15 protein-coding genes are annotated in these 15,354 nt (G+C 63.8%); 9 read left to right on the top strand and 6 right to left on the bottom strand.

The features are described from left to right. Positions 1-96: 96 nt before the first annotated feature. Both HWX69_RS15165 and HWX69_RS15160 read left to right on the top strand, forming a co-directional pair. Positions 97-1,242, top strand: a complete 1,146-nt coding sequence (locus tag HWX69_RS15165) for an MBL fold metallo-hydrolase (RefSeq protein ID WP_178917889.1) — start codon at positions 97-99, stop codon at positions 1,240-1,242. Positions 1,243-1,324: 82 nt separating this feature from the next. Continuing rightward, positions 1,325-2,197 carry a CPBP family intramembrane glutamic endopeptidase gene (locus HWX69_RS15160; protein WP_218644803.1) on the top strand — a complete coding sequence of 291 codons (873 nt, stop codon included), beginning with the start codon at positions 1,325-1,327 and terminating at the stop codon, positions 2,195-2,197. Positions 2,198-2,212: 15 nt separating this feature from the next. On the opposite strand, the gene HWX69_RS15155 is transcribed toward HWX69_RS15160, so the two are convergent. Together HWX69_RS15155 and HWX69_RS15150 are read right to left on the bottom strand one after the other, a co-directional pair. Beyond that, complete coding sequence (locus HWX69_RS15155; protein WP_218644802.1) at positions 2,213-3,079, bottom strand: DUF6920 family protein; 867 nt, start codon at positions 3,077-3,079, stop codon at positions 2,213-2,215. Between the two features lie 76 nt (positions 3,080-3,155). Continuing rightward, positions 3,156-4,049, bottom strand: a complete 894-nt coding sequence (locus HWX69_RS15150) for a universal stress protein (RefSeq protein ID WP_178917888.1) — start codon at positions 4,047-4,049, stop codon at positions 3,156-3,158. A 107-nt stretch (positions 4,050-4,156) separates the two neighbouring features. Between HWX69_RS15150 and HWX69_RS15145 the strand changes: the two genes are divergently transcribed. The 5 genes from HWX69_RS15145 to HWX69_RS15125 all read left to right on the top strand — a co-directional run bounded on the left by HWX69_RS15145 (position 4,157) and on the right by HWX69_RS15125 (position 9,947). Then, positions 4,157-4,720 (top strand): diadenylate cyclase, encoded by a 564-nt coding sequence (locus HWX69_RS15145; protein ID WP_178917887.1) that lies wholly within the window; start codon positions 4,157-4,159, stop codon positions 4,718-4,720. A 99-nt stretch (positions 4,721-4,819) separates the two neighbouring features. Next, positions 4,820-7,504, top strand: a complete 2,685-nt coding sequence (locus HWX69_RS15140; RefSeq protein ID WP_178917886.1) for a cation-translocating P-type ATPase — start codon at positions 4,820-4,822, stop codon at positions 7,502-7,504. A 38-nt stretch (positions 7,505-7,542) separates the two neighbouring features. After that, positions 7,543-8,448, top strand: a complete 906-nt coding sequence (locus tag HWX69_RS15135; RefSeq protein WP_178917885.1) for a hypothetical protein — start codon at positions 7,543-7,545, stop codon at positions 8,446-8,448. A gap of 44 nt (positions 8,449-8,492) precedes the next feature. Continuing rightward, positions 8,493-9,488, top strand: a complete 996-nt coding sequence (locus HWX69_RS15130) for a DUF7544 domain-containing protein (RefSeq protein ID WP_178917884.1) — start codon at positions 8,493-8,495, stop codon at positions 9,486-9,488. Between the two features lie 84 nt (positions 9,489-9,572). After that, positions 9,573-9,947: a rhodanese-like domain-containing protein gene (locus tag HWX69_RS15125; protein ID WP_178917883.1), complete on the top strand. Its 375-nt coding sequence runs from the start codon at positions 9,573-9,575 to the stop codon at positions 9,945-9,947. Between the two features lie 23 nt (positions 9,948-9,970). Here the strand turns inward: HWX69_RS15125 and HWX69_RS15120 are convergent, their stop codons facing one another. The 3 genes from HWX69_RS15120 to HWX69_RS15110 all read right to left on the bottom strand — a co-directional run bounded on the left by HWX69_RS15120 (position 9,971) and on the right by HWX69_RS15110 (position 12,137). Beyond that, a complete protein-coding gene (locus HWX69_RS15120) occupies positions 9,971-10,801 on the bottom strand; it encodes a TrmB family transcriptional regulator (RefSeq protein ID WP_178917882.1) in 831 nt (276 codons plus the stop codon). 362 nt (positions 10,802-11,163) lie between these two features. Next, complete coding sequence (locus HWX69_RS15115; protein ID WP_178917881.1) at positions 11,164-11,829, bottom strand: helix-turn-helix domain-containing protein; 666 nt, start codon at positions 11,827-11,829, stop codon at positions 11,164-11,166. Continuing rightward, a complete protein-coding gene (locus HWX69_RS15110; RefSeq protein ID WP_178917880.1) occupies positions 11,823-12,137 on the bottom strand; it encodes an ArsR/SmtB family transcription factor in 315 nt (104 codons plus the stop codon). Before HWX69_RS15110 ends, HWX69_RS15115 begins: the two co-directional genes overlap by 7 nt. 315 nt (positions 12,138-12,452) lie before the next feature. Here HWX69_RS15110 and HWX69_RS15105 point away from each other — a divergent pair, with 315 nt between their 5' ends. Then, entirely contained in the window at positions 12,453-13,628 is a 1,176-nt protein-coding gene (locus HWX69_RS15105) for a tubulin/FtsZ family protein (RefSeq protein ID WP_178917879.1), read from the top strand. Between the two features lie 275 nt (positions 13,629-13,903). Further along, positions 13,904-14,458: a diadenylate cyclase gene (locus tag HWX69_RS15100; RefSeq protein ID WP_178917878.1), complete on the top strand. Its 555-nt coding sequence runs from the start codon at positions 13,904-13,906 to the stop codon at positions 14,456-14,458. On the opposite strand, the gene HWX69_RS15095 is transcribed toward HWX69_RS15100, so the two are convergent. Continuing rightward, positions 14,455-15,249: an HpcH/HpaI aldolase family protein gene (locus tag HWX69_RS15095; protein WP_178917877.1), complete on the bottom strand. Its 795-nt coding sequence runs from the start codon at positions 15,247-15,249 to the stop codon at positions 14,455-14,457. The genes HWX69_RS15100 and HWX69_RS15095 overlap by 4 nt on opposite strands. Positions 15,250-15,354 lie beyond the last annotated feature (105 nt).

Genomic DNA, 15,354 nt, shown 5'->3' with positions numbered 1-15,354 from the left:
CATAATAGAACTGTTTTTGGAATATCGTAATTGTGGAGAATTTGCAATACTGTCGGAATGCTTTTGTTCGTGGCGTCGGATAGCTCTGGTAGAACCATGCCTTCCGTCCCCGAGATGACGCCCGAGGAACTGTACGAGCACATCGAGGCGGGTGAGCCGGTCACGGTCGTCGACGTGCGCCAACCGCACGAGTACGAGAAGTGGCACATCGAGGGGCCGAGCGTCGAAACGGTGAACGTGCCCGACCGGACGCTGACCCAGTCGGACCCCGGGGAGGTGCTGGCCGACCATCCGACGGAGACGGTCGTGACCGTCTGTGGGACGGGGAAAATCAGTCGTGAATCGACACGTCATCTCCGGGGGGCCGACGTCGACGTTCGAAATCTCGCTGGCGGGATGGAGGCGTGGGCGGACCTCTCGGTGTACACGGAGCTGACGACGGACGCCGATGCGACGATACTGCAGTTCCGGCGGCCCTCCAGCGGCTGTCTGGCGTATCTCGTCGTCTCCGGTGACGAAGCGGCGGTCATCGACCCGCTGTCGGCCTTCGCCCGGGAGTACGTCGACGTTGCGGCCGACCACGGGAGCGAACTCACCTACGCCGTCGACACGCACGTCCACGCCGACCATGTCAGCGGCGTCCGCGAACTCGGCGAACACACCGACGCGACTGCGGTCGTCCCCGCGGCCGCGGTCGACCGCGGCATCGACTACGACATCTCCTATGAGACGATTTCGGACGGCGAGACGCTCGCCGTCGGAGATAGCACGATTGCGGCGATTCACACGCCCGGACACACCTCGGGGATGACCGCCTACTACGTCGACGAGGCGGTCCTGCTGACCGGCGATGGGCTGTTCATCGAGAGCGTGGCCCGGCCGGACCTCGAAGCCGGTGCCGACGGGGCACCGGAGGCCGCAGCCCAACTGTATCAGTCGCTGCAACAACGGGTTCTCACCCTGCCCGACGAGACGCTCATCGCGCCGGGACACCACGGGACCCACGCCGAACCGGCCGCCGACGGGAGTTATACGGCCACCCTACGCGATGTCATCAAGCGACTGGACATCCTGTCGCTGCCCGAAGACGAGTTCGTTGAGGCCGTCCTCGCCGACATGCCGCCGCGGCCCGCGAATCACACCCAACTCATCGCGGCGAACCTCGCCCAGCGCGACATCCCACGACAGCGCGCCCTGCAACTCGAACGCGGGCCGAACAACTGTGCGGCGACGGCCGACTGACCGGCGAGCGGGCTGTGTGGGTGAGGAGCCACTCACTTTCGGACGGAAAAGCGTTTAATGCGATTCCGAGGAATTTCTCGCTATGGCTGACTCTAGCATACCACTCGTCGAGGACCGTCCAGTCGTCGCGTTCTTCCTCGGCGCGTACCTCTACACGTGGGTGGTTTCGGCGCCGGCCGTGTTCATGGAGCCGAGTTGGTCGGCCGCGATTCTCGTCTACGCGGGGAGTTTCGGCCCGCCGATTAGCGCCGCGGTCGTCACGTGGCTGCGCGGCGACGACATTCGGGCGTGGGCGCGACAGATTACTCGCTGGCGGGTCGGCTGGAAGTGGTGGGCCGTCGCCGCCGGCCTCCCCATCGTGGCGGCCGTTGGTATCACGCTCGTGCTCGTCGTCGTTCGCGGCCCCGTCGACCTCGGGCAGGCGTTTCCCTCGCCGGTTCTGTTCGCAGCCATCTTCCTGTTCGCGCTGCTGTTGAGCGGCGGTCTCAACGAAGAACCCGGCTGGCGTGGATTCGCCCAGCCACACCTCAACGAGCGCTACGGCGCGGTGCCGGCGAGTCTGCTCATCGGCGTCGTCTGGGCCGGCTGGCACGCCCCGTACTTCGTCATCCCCGTGACGCCGCACTCCAGTTTCCCGCTCGTCAACACGCTCGGCTGGATAGGCGGGATTCTGACGCTGTCGATTCTGCTCGGGTGGCTGTACAACAACACCGGCAGCGTTCTTCTCGCGATGGTCCTGCACGCGATGGCGAACACGGCCGACGTGGTCATTCCGCTGGCGGCGGACCAAATCGTCATCGACGGCATCATCGACGAAAGCGCCGTCGGCGTCGTCACGGTCGTCCACCTCGCGGTGTATGTCTTCATCGTCTTCGCCGTCATCGCCGTCTACGGCCGGGAGCGACTCACCGACGGCGAGATGCCGGACGCGACGGACGCCGGCGCCCGCCCCTGATATCACGGCGTCGCCTCACGTCCAGTACTCGATGTCTTCGATAGTCGCCCGCCAGTAGGGGCGGTCACCGTCAGGGAGGGCCCAGGCCACCTCCGCCTCGGTCGGCACTCGCATGCCGTCGCGACGCTCGTAGGCGCGAAAGTGCCCAGTCCACGAGGCGTAGTCGTCGTCTTCCTGTCGGTAGCGTTCGGCAGTGACGCGCTCGATTTCGTCGTCGGCGTCGAAGTGAAACACGACCGAGGCCGTCACGTCGCCGTCTTCGAGGGTTGCACGCGCCGAGCGGTCGTCGATGGCTTCCCAAGAGATGCCTGCGCCGGGCAACAGGGCGGTCGGCACCCAGACCGCCTCGGCAAGATACCTGAGGAGTTCGCCCTCGTTCATCTCCGGGGAGGGGCCGGCGCTCGCCACAGGGACGATGCCGAACAGTCGTGCCTCGAGGAGGCCCTCGCCGTCCCGATACAGGTCGACGACGCGGGCGGGTACCAGCGGTGCGATGTCGATACGCCCGTCCCAGACGAATCCCGGTGGCTGGACGGTGGCGTGTTGGGTCGCTTCCAGCGGGCGCCAGTCGGCGTCGTCGCCGCCGAGGCGGAACTCCCCCTGCTGTCGCAATCGCGCCGTTCGGACGTGAGGCTGTCCCGGTTCGAGGACGCGCTCGAAGTACCGGCGGACCGGCGCCGGCAACGACTCGATGTCGTCGGAATCGAATCGAGGGGGCCTCGGCTGTTCGGAGTCGGCTGTCGCATACAGGGCGTCGACGTGGTCGTTGATTTCGGCGACAAAACGGTGGCGGGCGAACACGATGGCGGCGATGACGACCCCGAGCGCTGCCGCGAGCAGCGGCCAGCGGCGTCGGGAGGGAGATGGCTCCGAACTCGACATACTCGTCGTACGGCAGGAAGAGGGATAAATCGATACGAGGGGTCTCGTCGCGCGGCCCGTCGCTTCGCCGCCCGGGTCAGTCGGGTCGTTTCACCACGAGAACCGGAACGTCGACCGTCCGAAGCACGGTCGAGGCGACGCTACCGAGGAGTTGACGCTTGAGGTTCGACCGGCCGTGTGACCCCATCACCACGAGGTCGATTCCGTTCTCCACGAGGTATTCGCTGACGCCGGCAGCTGCTCCTCCCATCGAAGTCGTCCGTTCGACGGCGGCCTCGACCGTCAGCGACGGGGCAGAGTCCGTGATGTCCGTCGCGACGCGATCGACTGCGTCCTGGCCTCTCGCTTCGAGCCGTTCGATGAACGCCCGGTCGAGTCCGCCCGCGTCGAACACGCCGCCTGCAGCTTGCAGGTCGACGACGTTCAACACGTGGAGCGTCGAATCATAGCGTTCGGCGACGCCGATACCGTGCGGGACCGCCACCTCGGCGTTGTCGCTGCCGTCCGTCGTGATGAGAACGTCCGAATAGTCGGTGTCCATTTCATTCCCGTCGCCATCCGGGACGACGAGCACAGGCGTGTCGCCCCGATGGAGGACCTGTTCGGTAACGCCGCCCAACAGACGGCGACCGAGCCCCGTCCGCCCCTGTCTCCCGACGACGAGTAAATCGGCATCCGTCGTGGCTGCGTGGTCACAGATTTGGGCGGCGGGCTTGCCTTCGAGCAGTCCCGTCCGAACGGTGAGGCCGACCTCCGCTGCGAGGCCCTCGATTTCTGCGAGGGCTTCCTCACCGCGTTCTCGCAGCTGGCGCTTCTCGTCGGCCGTCTCCGTAAGTCGGAGCGTTTTCCGCTCGACGACAGAGACCACATCCACCTCCGCATCGAAGGCCTTCGCGAGTGCGAGCCCTCGTCTCGCCGCTCGACGGGCTTCTTCGCTCCCATCGACGGCGATTAGGATTCGGTCGTACATCTCTAGTTGGACGTTGGCGGGCTACCCCTTCACCGTTTGCCGATACGACACGAGCGCCGAAACGAAGCGTGTGCGGATTCTTTACCTTCCCGATACGAGTGGTGCGTATGACGTCCACCGACCCGTTGGACATCGAGTATCGGTCGCACGAACGGGTGCAGGAACTGATCGACCGGATTCGAGTCTGCGTGGAGGATGTCAGTCTATCCTTCGAGCGTTGGGAGGAGCCGTACGTCACCGGGCCGGGGCTGTATTTCGCCGTCGTCTCTGGGCCCACCGTCGGAACTCACGCGGACGCGATGGGGAACAATCGCTGGCCCGACGCCGACAGTCGTGACGTCCTCGCCGACGTCGATGCCTTTTACGAGGCGACGACCGAGGTCGCTCGCACTCGAGACGGTGCAGTGGTCGTGAGCGTCGACGGCGTCGTTCAGGAACAGCTGGTCCGGTTCCGAAGCTACTCGCCGGATTCGGCACACTCATCGGAACACTGCAGTCAGTACGCCGACTGGATGGGGTCTCGGCACATGAGCGCACTCGATACCTCCGCTCGACCGGACGTTGTCACGACGATCACGCTGAGCGCGGAGACGGGACGTGTGACCGTCTTCGAGGAGGGAGAATACACCACGACGCCGCGAGAGGAACTAACACGAACGTGGGTCGATTGATCGGAACCTCGCTTCGGTCGCGGGCTAGCGAGGGCGCGAATCGACGCGGACTCCCCTCGGCCGTAGAACTTTGGTCGTCAGTCCCGACTACACAGTCAGATGGATGAGACGGCGTGGCATGCAGCCACCGTAGACGAGACCCTCGAGGAAGTAGCGTCGAGTTCGGACGGGTTGAGCAGTGACGAAGCGGCCCGTCGGCTCGACCGATACGGGCCGAACACGGTCGGGGAAAGCGAGGTCGTCAGTCCGGTGAGAATCTTCCTCCACCAGTTCACGAGCCCGCTCATCTACGTCTTGGTCGTCGCCTTCGTCATCACGGTCGCTATCGAGCATTACGCCGATGCGATCGTCATCGCCCTCGTGCTCGTGATAAACGCCGCTATCGGGTTCGTTCAGGAGTACCGGGCGGAAAACGCGATGGCGGCTCTGGCGTCGCTCGTCACGCCGAAGGCGCGAGTCCGCAGGGATGGTGCCGTGGCCAAGATCGATAGCCCGAATCTGGTACCGGGAGATATCGTGCTGCTGGAATCCGGCGATATCGTCCCCGCGGACCTTCGGTTGATCGAGACGACCGACCTGCAACTCGACACCGCGATTCTAACCGGGGAATCGGTCCCAGTCAGCCGTTCGACGGACCCCGTCGAAGCGGAACACACCGTCGTCGACAGACGGAACATGGCTCACATGGGCACGTCGGTGGCCTCCGGTCGCGGGGTCGGTGTCGTGGTTGCGACCGGCGAGGACAGCCAGGTCGGAACCATCGCCGGGCAGGTCCGGGAGACCGAGCGCGTGGCGACGCCGCTCCAGACGCGGATGCATCGGTTCGGAAACCGCATCAGCGTCGCCATCCTCGCGATCGCGGTCGGCCTCGTCGTCATCGGGGTCTGGCAGGCGATTCCGCTCGCGGACGTCTTCTTGCTCGCAGTCGCGACGGCGGTATCGGCGATTCCCGAAGGGTTGCCGGTGGTCATGACGGTCGCACTCGCGGTCAGCGTTCGCCGGATGGCTGGGCGCAACGCCATCATCCGGCGACTTCCCGCCGTCGAGACGCTCGGCTCCTGTAGCGTCATCGTCTCCGATAAGACGGGGACGATCACCGAAAACCGAATGACCGTCCAGCGGATGTGGACCGTCGACGGCTTCGTCGACGTGACCGACGATGGACTGTCGGGAGCGGGTGAATCCTCTCTCAGCGACGGCGCGAACACACCCGGAGCAGGAACGCCGCTATACGAGACGCTGCTCGCCGCGGTGCTGGCCAACGAGGCGTCGCTCGAGGAGGCCGACGACGGTGCGCTTCGAGAGATGGGGGACCCCACCGAAACGGCGTTGCTCGCCGCCGGCCGGAAGGCGGGCCTCGACCAGCGTGAACTGTCCGACGCCCATCCACAGGTCGGCCACCTGCCGTTCGAGCCGGACCGCCGCTTCGCTGCATCCGCACACACGGTCGGCGACAGCACCGTCACCTACGTCAAGGGCGCCCCTGAGCGCGTCGTCGAGATGTGTGACACGGCGCTGACTGCGGAGGGCCGAACACCGCTCGACGCTGCAGCAGCGCTCGCGAGGGCTGACGAACTCGCCGGTAACGGGCTTCGTGTCATCGGGATGGCCCGCGGTGACGGTGACCTGACGGACACCGATGAACTGGATGGGCTGACGTTCCTGGGGTTCGCGGGGATGATCGACCCGCCGCGGTCGGGCGTCGCGGAGGCCATCGAGGCGTGCGACCGCGCCGGTATCGCCGTCAAGATGGTCACCGGCGACCACGCCGTCACTGCGAGAGCCATCGCCGAACGGGTCGGTATCGAGAGTGATCGGGTGCTCACGGGCGCTGACGTGACCAAACTCTCCGATGCGGAACTGACCGACCGCCTCCGGGACACGGCCGTCTTCGCCCGTATCTCGCCGGCCCAGAAACACCGGCTCGTCACACTACTGCAGGCCGACGACGAGATCGTCGCCGTCACCGGCGACGGCGTCAACGACGCACCGGCGCTGAAGGCAGCACACATCGGGGCGGCGATGGGAATCTCCGGGACTGACGTGGCCAAGGAGGCCAGCGAGATGGTCCTCACTGACGACAACTTCGCCACGATTTACGCCGCCGTCGAGGAGGGACGCACCGTCTTTTCGAACATCCGCAAGGCGACGATGTTTCTGCTCGCAACCGGCGTCGCACTCGTCGTGGCGATACTCACTGCGTTCGTCCTCGCTATCGGTGGGGTGCTTCCGCGGGACGACGCGGGGCTCTTTCCGCTCCTCCTCTTGCCTGCCCAGGCGCTGTGGTTGAACGTCGTCAACAACGGTATCCAAGACGTCGCTCTGGGGTTCGAACCCGGCGAGCGAGAGCAGTACGAACGGCCGCCGCATCCTCCAGACGCGGGGTTGCTCTCGCGGGAGCTGCTCGAACGGACGATTGTGGTCGGCGTGTGGCTCGCTGGTCTCGCCCTCGCTATCTTCTGGTATGAGTTCACGAACGGTGCGGGCCTCGGGTACGCTCAGACGGCCGCACTCTCGACGATGGTCGTCTCGATGGCGCTGTTCCTCGGGACGTGTCGCTCCGAGTCCCGCTCCGTTCTCGGGAAGAGCCCGTTTTCGAACCCGCTCCTCTTCGGCGGGACGCTCGTGGCGCTGGTGGTGCATCTGCTCGCGATTCACGCCACCCCGACACAACTGCTGCTCGGCGTCGAACCGATTGCGATGGACACGTGGCTGCGCATACTCGTGCTCTCGCCGACGGTACTGCTCGTCGCCGAAGTACACAAACGCTGGCGGAGGGATTGAACTGTGATGGCTGCCAACCGAGACAGGAGGCTGACCGAATGAACCACCACGAACTCGCCGACGTAGCGACGGTCAGACTCGGTGCGCTACTGGCGGGTGAGCGGCGATTCTTCGGTCGGTCCGCCGAGTCGCCTCCGCTCGTCGGTGTCGCGGCGAACGCCGAGGCGACGGTGAACGACATCACCCGTGCCGGCCAGCGAACGGTCACCGTCGAGACGCCACTCGGTCCCTTCGAGGCCGCCTACATGCCCTGGCAGTGGCTCGGTGCTGAGTATCCGACGCTCGTTTACCATCACGGTAGCGGGGAGCGGCCATTCGATTTCGGCCGATTCAGTTCGAACTCCGTCCGGCGGCTGTTCGCCGGCCCCGACATCGACGTGCCCGCCAACGTCGTGGTCGTCCGGGCGCCGTTCCACGACGGGTCGAACCGCGAGTACGTCGAGTCGATGGGCGAGTTGGCGAACTTCGTCGGCATGCTCGCGGCGGCGAGCGGCCTGACCGAGGCGCTCGTCGAGGAGATCAACCAGGTGGGGAGTCGGCCGGTCGTCTCGGGTATCAGCCTCGGTGGGTGGGTGACGAATCTCCACCGCGTCTGCTTCGGGTCGGCCGACCGTTACGTACCACTGTTGGCTGGGGCGGCGCTCGGTGAGATGTTCGTCACGTCGGCGTATCGGCATCTAACCGCCGATTCGGCGCTATCGCGACCGGAACAGCTCCGGGACACGCTGGATTTCGGCGCCGAGTTTCGTGCTATCGAGGCCGACGACTGCCGTCCGCTGTTGGCTCGCTACGACCGCATCATCGAATTCGACACCCAGCGGCCCTGCTATGAGTGTTCTGTGAGGACCATCGAGAAAGGCCACGTCACGGGATCGCTCGCCAGCGACGTACTTCGCGAACACATCCTCGACGCCGTCGGCAGCGAGTCCCGTCTTGGCGAGTGAGAATCACCCAAAGCGCTATCGGGGATGTCGCCGATTATCTCTGTATGGCCCTCCATGCCATCGACGACGTTAGCGACGCGATAGATGTCACACGGGAGTTCCTGTTCCCGTTCGAGTTGCGGCGGTGGCTCAAACTCGCCATCGTCGCGTTCTTCATCGGCGGCACGACGAGTGCGCCGACGGCGAACTTCAACACCGGTGGGACGCCGAGCGACACGCCGGGGCAACAGCCGGGGCAATTCCCCGACGGCATCCCCTCGACGCTTCCGGACGACTTCCTTCTGATTGTCGGCCTCGTCGTGGCCGTCCTTCTCGTCATCGGCCTCGCGTTCGCGATAATTGGGTCGATAATGGAGTTCGTCTTCATCGAATCGCTTCGCAGCGGCGAGGTGTCCATTCGGCGCTACTGGAATCGACGGTGGGGACAGGGGCTCCGACTGTTCGGGTTCCGATTCGCTATCGGTCTTCCCTTCCTGTTGCTCGTAGTCGGCTGGTTGGCGCTTCTCTTGGTGCCGCTGCTTACCGGTAACGCTGCCCCCGGTATCGCCGCCTTCTTGATCGGGATTCCGCTCATCTTCATCGCGGCGCTCGTCTACGGGGTCATCGACGCCTTCACGACCGCGTTCGTCGTTCCCCTCATGATTCAAAACGACAGCGGCGTCCTCGCCGCGTGGGGTCGACTCTGGACGTCGGTGAAATCGGCGTGGAAGCAGTACATCGCCTACGCACTCGTCGCCTTCGGCCTGGGTATCGTCGCCGCCTTCCTGCTGTCGATTGTGGTCGGTATCGGCGCAGTCATCGTGGCCATACCGTTTGCCATCCTCGGTGGGATCACGTACCTGACGCTGTCGTTCTCGCCGGCCGGCCTCGTCATCATCGGGGTGCTCGCAGCCATCTTCGTCGTCGCCGTCATCGTCCTGACGGCGCTCGTTCAGGTCCCAGTGCTCGCGTACCTGCGGTACTACGCCCTGCTCGTGTTGGGCGACATCGAACCCGATTTCGACTTGATTCCCGACCGCCGTCCCGTCGACGACGAGTAGACAGCGGGCGGTGTGATTTGAACTCGCGAACACGAAAGCGGGCGAAACGGGGCGGTTTTGTATCGCGAGTACAATCTCTATTCGATGAGTAACATTCGCCCGAACGAGTTGGCCGACCGCCTCGATTCCGCCACGGATGCCGACCCGTTCCTCCTCGACATCCGCCCGGAACGCTCGTTCCAGTCCGGTGCCATCGAGAACAGCCACAACGTCGCCGTCTACGACGACCTACGCGGGGGCGACGACGCGACGCTCCGCCGGCACCTCCACGACATCCCGATGGATCGCGAGGTGATCGTCATCTGTAAGATGGGCGTCGTCGCGAAACGCGCCACCAGCCTGCTGAACGAGGAGGGATACGATGCGGTGACGTTGCGCGGTGGGATGAGCGGCTGGCGGGGCTACCAGAACGGGTCGGTGAGCTACAAACTAAGGTCGTTGCTCTGGCGGCTCACCTGAGCGCCGCAGTCGGCGCGGGCTGTTCAGGTGCCGGTATCTCCTCGGTCGTTCTCGAGCAGCAACCCGGTGGCCATCAACCGCCGAACGATTGTGACGAGACCGTTGTCGAACCCGGTACCGAACACGCCCTGTTCGTGTTCTCGTCGCTCCGCTTCGGTTTCGGTGAACGAGCTCACCAGAATCGCCTCTCGGTCGACCATCAACAGCCGACTGATTTCGGTGTCGTCGTCCGGTAATGGGGACTGACTCAACCACTCCAGTTCCGACACGAACACCTCGACGTCGGGGAGCGACTGTTGAATCTCGGCGTGAAGCGCCTCGTCGATGGTGCCGACGATGACGTCGACGCCCCGTCTTTGGGCCACCCCCAACTGCTCGGCCAGGCGGTCGGTGAAAATACTCTCGTGGCCGACGACGAGAATCACTTCTTTTTCCGCCTGCTCGATTAACTGCTCCGTCCGACTCGTGATTCCCTGGTCGTCGGAGAGCATCCACACCTCGTGGGTGACGTCCGTCGACTCTGTGTCCTCGACCGGTTCGAGCCCCCGCAGCGTGTCACGGAGCGATTCGGTGCGCTCGGTGTACTCCGCCTGAAGGGTGTTGATGGCCTCGTCGATCGAGACGGCTCGAAACACCTGTGGATTGGAGTGTTGGGTCTCGACCAGCCCCTTCTCTTCGAGGACCCGAATCGCGTCGTAGACGCGCGTCCGGGGAACTTCGGAGGTCTCGCTGATGTCTTTCGCCGTACCACTCTGCCGGCGCGTGAGTGCCACGAACGACTTGGCCTCGTACTCCTTGAGCCCAAGTTCCTGGAGCAATCCAATCGCTTGTTCTTGTTTTGACGTATGATCCATTGGTCCCAACCTCAACCGCTAGCGGTTCGTTTATCCCCTAGGTGTTTAGTACGTCGTTTCGTGCTCACTGGCTGTAACTCGGATAGTTACGATATTCGCCGGTAGCACCGATTAGAGGCGTCGAACCACCAGCTCTCTGAGTAGATTAACCCGATTAATCACAGTACATCTATGTGGGAGTGGCACGCAGGATAATATGGCGTGTGGCCGCAGACTGGTCCCAACCTCTCTGTCACTACACGCCGGAACCACCCTACTCGGTGGTTTTTGAGAACTGTTTGAGACATGCCTTCGAGCAACGCTTCGAAACGGACTGGAAAGAGAAACAACCCTGAGCGCCCGAGCCCCCAGTCGTCCACGCCTCAGTCGTCGTGGTGAACAGTAGTGTCATCCGCTTCGGACGCCAACGCCGAGCCCTGAAGCACGTTCGCCACCCCACGTCTGATTCGTTGTGAAACCGCGGTATCGGAGATGTCCAACTCGTCTGCAAGTTCGACGAGTGTCGTCCGTCGGGGCACCTCGAAATACCCCGCGGCGACCGCACGAGCGAGCGCATCCCGCTGGTCGGCCGTGAGCCGTCCGTTCGAGTGTCGGTCGGTCGTTCCCTGCTGGTTCAGGCGTCGGACGGTAATCGGATGGCTCTCGTCGTCGTACCGCCTGTAGAACCGAGAGGAGGCGTCCGTACTCGGGAACCGGACCTCGAACGTCCAGGTGTCGGTCGTGGCGGTCGCCGAACGAATGGTGCCGTCAGTCTCTCGAATACACGCCAGTAACTCCGGCATGGTGGTGTCGAAACGCACCCGAAACACTGTCTCGGTGTCGCTCGTGGCCGTGACGCCGTCGATAGCCGGCCGTTCTCTGAGTGAGCGCGTCACGGTCGCAACATCGTCGCCAGTTACCACGAGCGAGTGGGGCCCGCCATCGAACCCGAACGCGGTTCGTTCGAACTCGAGTTCGGTCCCCTCCGGAAGGGGTCGGTTCTCGAGAAGCCCCAGCACGCTGGCAGGTGCGGTGATTTCCACTAACACTGCTCGAGTAGCTCCTCGACGATGTCGGTGGCGTGGTACCGAATCGTTTCGCGCTGCGGGTCGTATTCGATGACGCCCGCATCGTGGAGCTTCGGTAGATGGGTGTGGTGAAGACTGATTTCGAGTTGGTCGCGCGTCGTGTCCGAATCGGCCGAGTGAGTGGTGTCGGCCAGGAGCGCGTCGACGAGTTGGTCAACCGTTAAGGGTCCGTCTTTGTCAGCGACGTGTCGGAGGGCCCTCCGTCGCTGTTCATTGGCTAGTAACTCGAAGGCTGTATCGGTCGACAGTGGCTGTGGCGTTGAGGTCATCTTTCGTCCCACCATGTCCCGACGAAACATCCATTCGCGTGAACATGGTGGATATAAAATCACTCTCTATGCAGAAACCCGTGTCGTTAACCCGGATTGTCAAACAGCCATATGGGAATTGCAACAAATGAACAAGAACGGGTTGGCGAGTCGGGAACGGGAGCAAACGAGTCGGCGTCCGCAGACGTTCAGGCATCCAGTCACTCTCATCGGGTCTCGTGTCGTCGTCCCGCCGTCAGAGTTCGCTCTCGAGTCGGCGAGTAAGCCGATAGCTAGCAATTAACTAAGCCGAAACGAGGGCGACCTCTGGAGACGATGAAACTCGCCCTCATCGGCTTCGGGAACGCGGGGTCGAAGATTACGGACAAACTCCTCGAATTCGAACGCGAAACCGGCCGGACGCTGACCAGCGCCGCGCTCGCCGTCAACTCCGCGAAGGTCGACCTGGAACGGCTCGAGTACGTCCCCGACGAGAACCGAGTTCTCATCGGGCAAACCGACCACCGGTCGAAGGGCCACGGCGCGGGTGGCGACCCCGATCTCGGCGCCGAAATCGCCGACCAGGACGCCCACGAAATCGAGCGTGCACTCGACCGAGTCCCGATTTACGCCATCGACGCCTTCCTCATTGTGGCTGGGCTCGGCGGCGGCACGGGCAGCGGCGGCGCGCCGGTGTTGGCCGAGACGCTGCGAGAGACGTACAACGAACCGGTGTACGGGCTGGGTGTCCTCCCGAGCACCGAGGAGGGTGGTCGACCGGCGCTGAACGCCGCCCGGTCGTTACAGTCGTTTGCGGACGCCACCGAGAACCTCATTCTCTTCGACAACGACGCCTGGCGGCAGAGCGGTGACACCGTCGAGGCGGGGTACGAATCGACGAACGAGGAACTCGCCAAACGCGTGGCGACGCTCCTTTCGGCCGGCGAAATCGACGGCTCACAGGTCTCGGAAAACGCGATGGATTCCAGCGACATCCGCCGAACCCTCGCGACCGGCGGCCTCAGCGTCATCGGTTACGCCGAGGCCGAACGACGCGCAGCCGACCGGACGGGGCTACTCGACCGACTTCGCGGCAGCTCGCCGGCCGACACCGACGGCACCGACTCGGCGACGAAGATCAGCAGCCTCGTCCAGAAAAGCGTTCAGTCCCGGCTGACCTGTCCGTCGACCGTGTCGTCGGCCGAGCGGTCGCTTGCTGTCGTCTCCGGGCCCCCGGAGGTGTTATCCCGGAAGGGAGTCGAAAGCGGTCGGCGCTGGCTCGAAGCCGAAACCGACAGCAACGAAGTGCTCGCCGGTGACGACCCACGGAGGGCTCGCGACGTGATTTCCGTGGCGGTGCTGCTGTCGAACGTGACCGACATCCAGCGCGTCAAGGAACTCCAACAGCAGGCCGTCGATGCCAAAGAACAGATTACTGCTGCAGAACAGCGGCGTGACGAGGAGATACAGGACCTCATCACCGACGACGAGGGGGAACTCGACCCGGTATGACATCCTCCCCGTCGTGAACGACGGGACTCTCTCGCTGTAGAAAGGTAGTCGGCCGAGGATGTTCGGTTTCGTTCTCGGTTGGGTACTCGAGTCAACACGGTGGCGGGACGTTCGGCGTCCGAGCGGGACGCGCGGGTACTCAGGGAACGAAGTACGTCGGCGTCCGCGGATTCACTGCGGCGCAACGGGTGATTCACCCGATTACTCAGCACACCGTCTCACTGAGAAATTCGGGGCTACTATCCTCTCGGCAGCCGTATTCTAGTGTGAACGGAATGACTGAGCCCATCCCCAGTTTTGCGACGGCGGAGCTGACAGCTGCTGGTGCAGACACCGACGCGATACGCGAACGAATCGAGGGCTGTCTCAAGGACATCAGCCTCGGGTTCGAGCGATGGGACGACCCCCGCGCCCGTGGCCCCGGGCTCTATTTCGTCGTCGAACGTGACTCCAAGACCGAATTCGCGGCTCCAATGGGAGCGAACCGCTGGCCGGTCGAGGACTGTGCGAGTGTCTTTGCCGAGACCGACGTGTTTCTCGAGACCGCACGAGAGGTCGCGCTGTCCCGCGATGGCGCAGTCGTCGTTCACAACGATGGCACGATCGAGGAGACGATGGTTCGGGTCAAGCAACTCTCTGCGGCTGAAGGCCGACGAAACGACGACCTTCAATTTGCAGGCTGGATGGGTGCCCGTCACATGAGTGCGCTGGAAACTTCAACACGCGAGGAAGTACTCGCGGCGCTCACGCTCAGCGAAGAGGACGGCCGGGTAACGGTTTTCACGAATGGTGAATTCCACGACATTCGTCCCGGCCGTCGTTCGGATTAAGCGTCGGTCCCTTCGTAGGCATCGAACCAGCCAGTGACCGTCTGCTCGAGCGCCCCGGTCGTACTCCCGAGATTCAGCATCTGGTAGCCGTTCGCCGCTTTTTCATTGACATCGTCCATCCCGAACCCGAGACCAGCAACGGGAACGCCCGCATCGACAGCCTTCGACCGAATCGTCTCGACGGCGTCCTGCACATCCGGATGGTCGATTTCGCCGGGATGGCTGAGCGACACCGAGAGGTCGAGCGGGCCGATGAAGACGAAGCCCAGTTCCGGGACGGCCAGGATTTCGTCGAGGTTCTCGACGGACGCCTTGGTCTCGATGGTCACACCGACGAGGGTCTCTCTGTCTTCGGTCGCGACGTACTCCTCAGCGAGCCCCCAGCGGCGAGCGCGTGGCGACGCCAGGCCTCGATGACCGGGGCCATCGTCGTACCGGAATCGAGCGGATCGAACCGCCTCGCGGACTTCGTCGGCGGTTTCCACCCGGGGCAGGAACACGTTTCTCACGCCGAGGTCCAGTACTTTCCGGACGAGCGTGGGCTCCGTATCGGGAATCCGGACGAGTAACTCCACGTCCGTCCGCTCGCCTGCCCGGAGCAGGTCTTCCATCTGACTCGCATTCCACGGGTCCGGTCCGCCGTGTTCGAAATCCAGCCAGATGAAGTCGACGCCGAGTTCACCGTAGAACTCCACGAGCGTCGGACTGTACGTGTTATCGAGTATTCCCAGCGCGATATCTCCGTCATCCAGTGTCGCGGCGAGGTCGTTGGTGGGTTGTGAAGCGGTCATGAGCTAGTGGTGGCGGTCGGCTCTATTGAACTCTTCACGAACTGAGGCCGGACTGTGGAATACAGGGAATACGTCTGGCAAGTCGTCAAAAGTGGCGTCTCGGTC

Origin of the sequence: Natronomonas gomsonensis, from assembly GCF_013391635.1 — an archaeon.
GTDB lineage: Archaea > Halobacteriota > Halobacteria > Halobacteriales > Haloarculaceae > Natronomonas > Natronomonas gomsonensis_A.
Note: the sequence above shows the minus strand (reverse complement) of the source record. Positions and strands in the feature narration are given on the sequence as shown.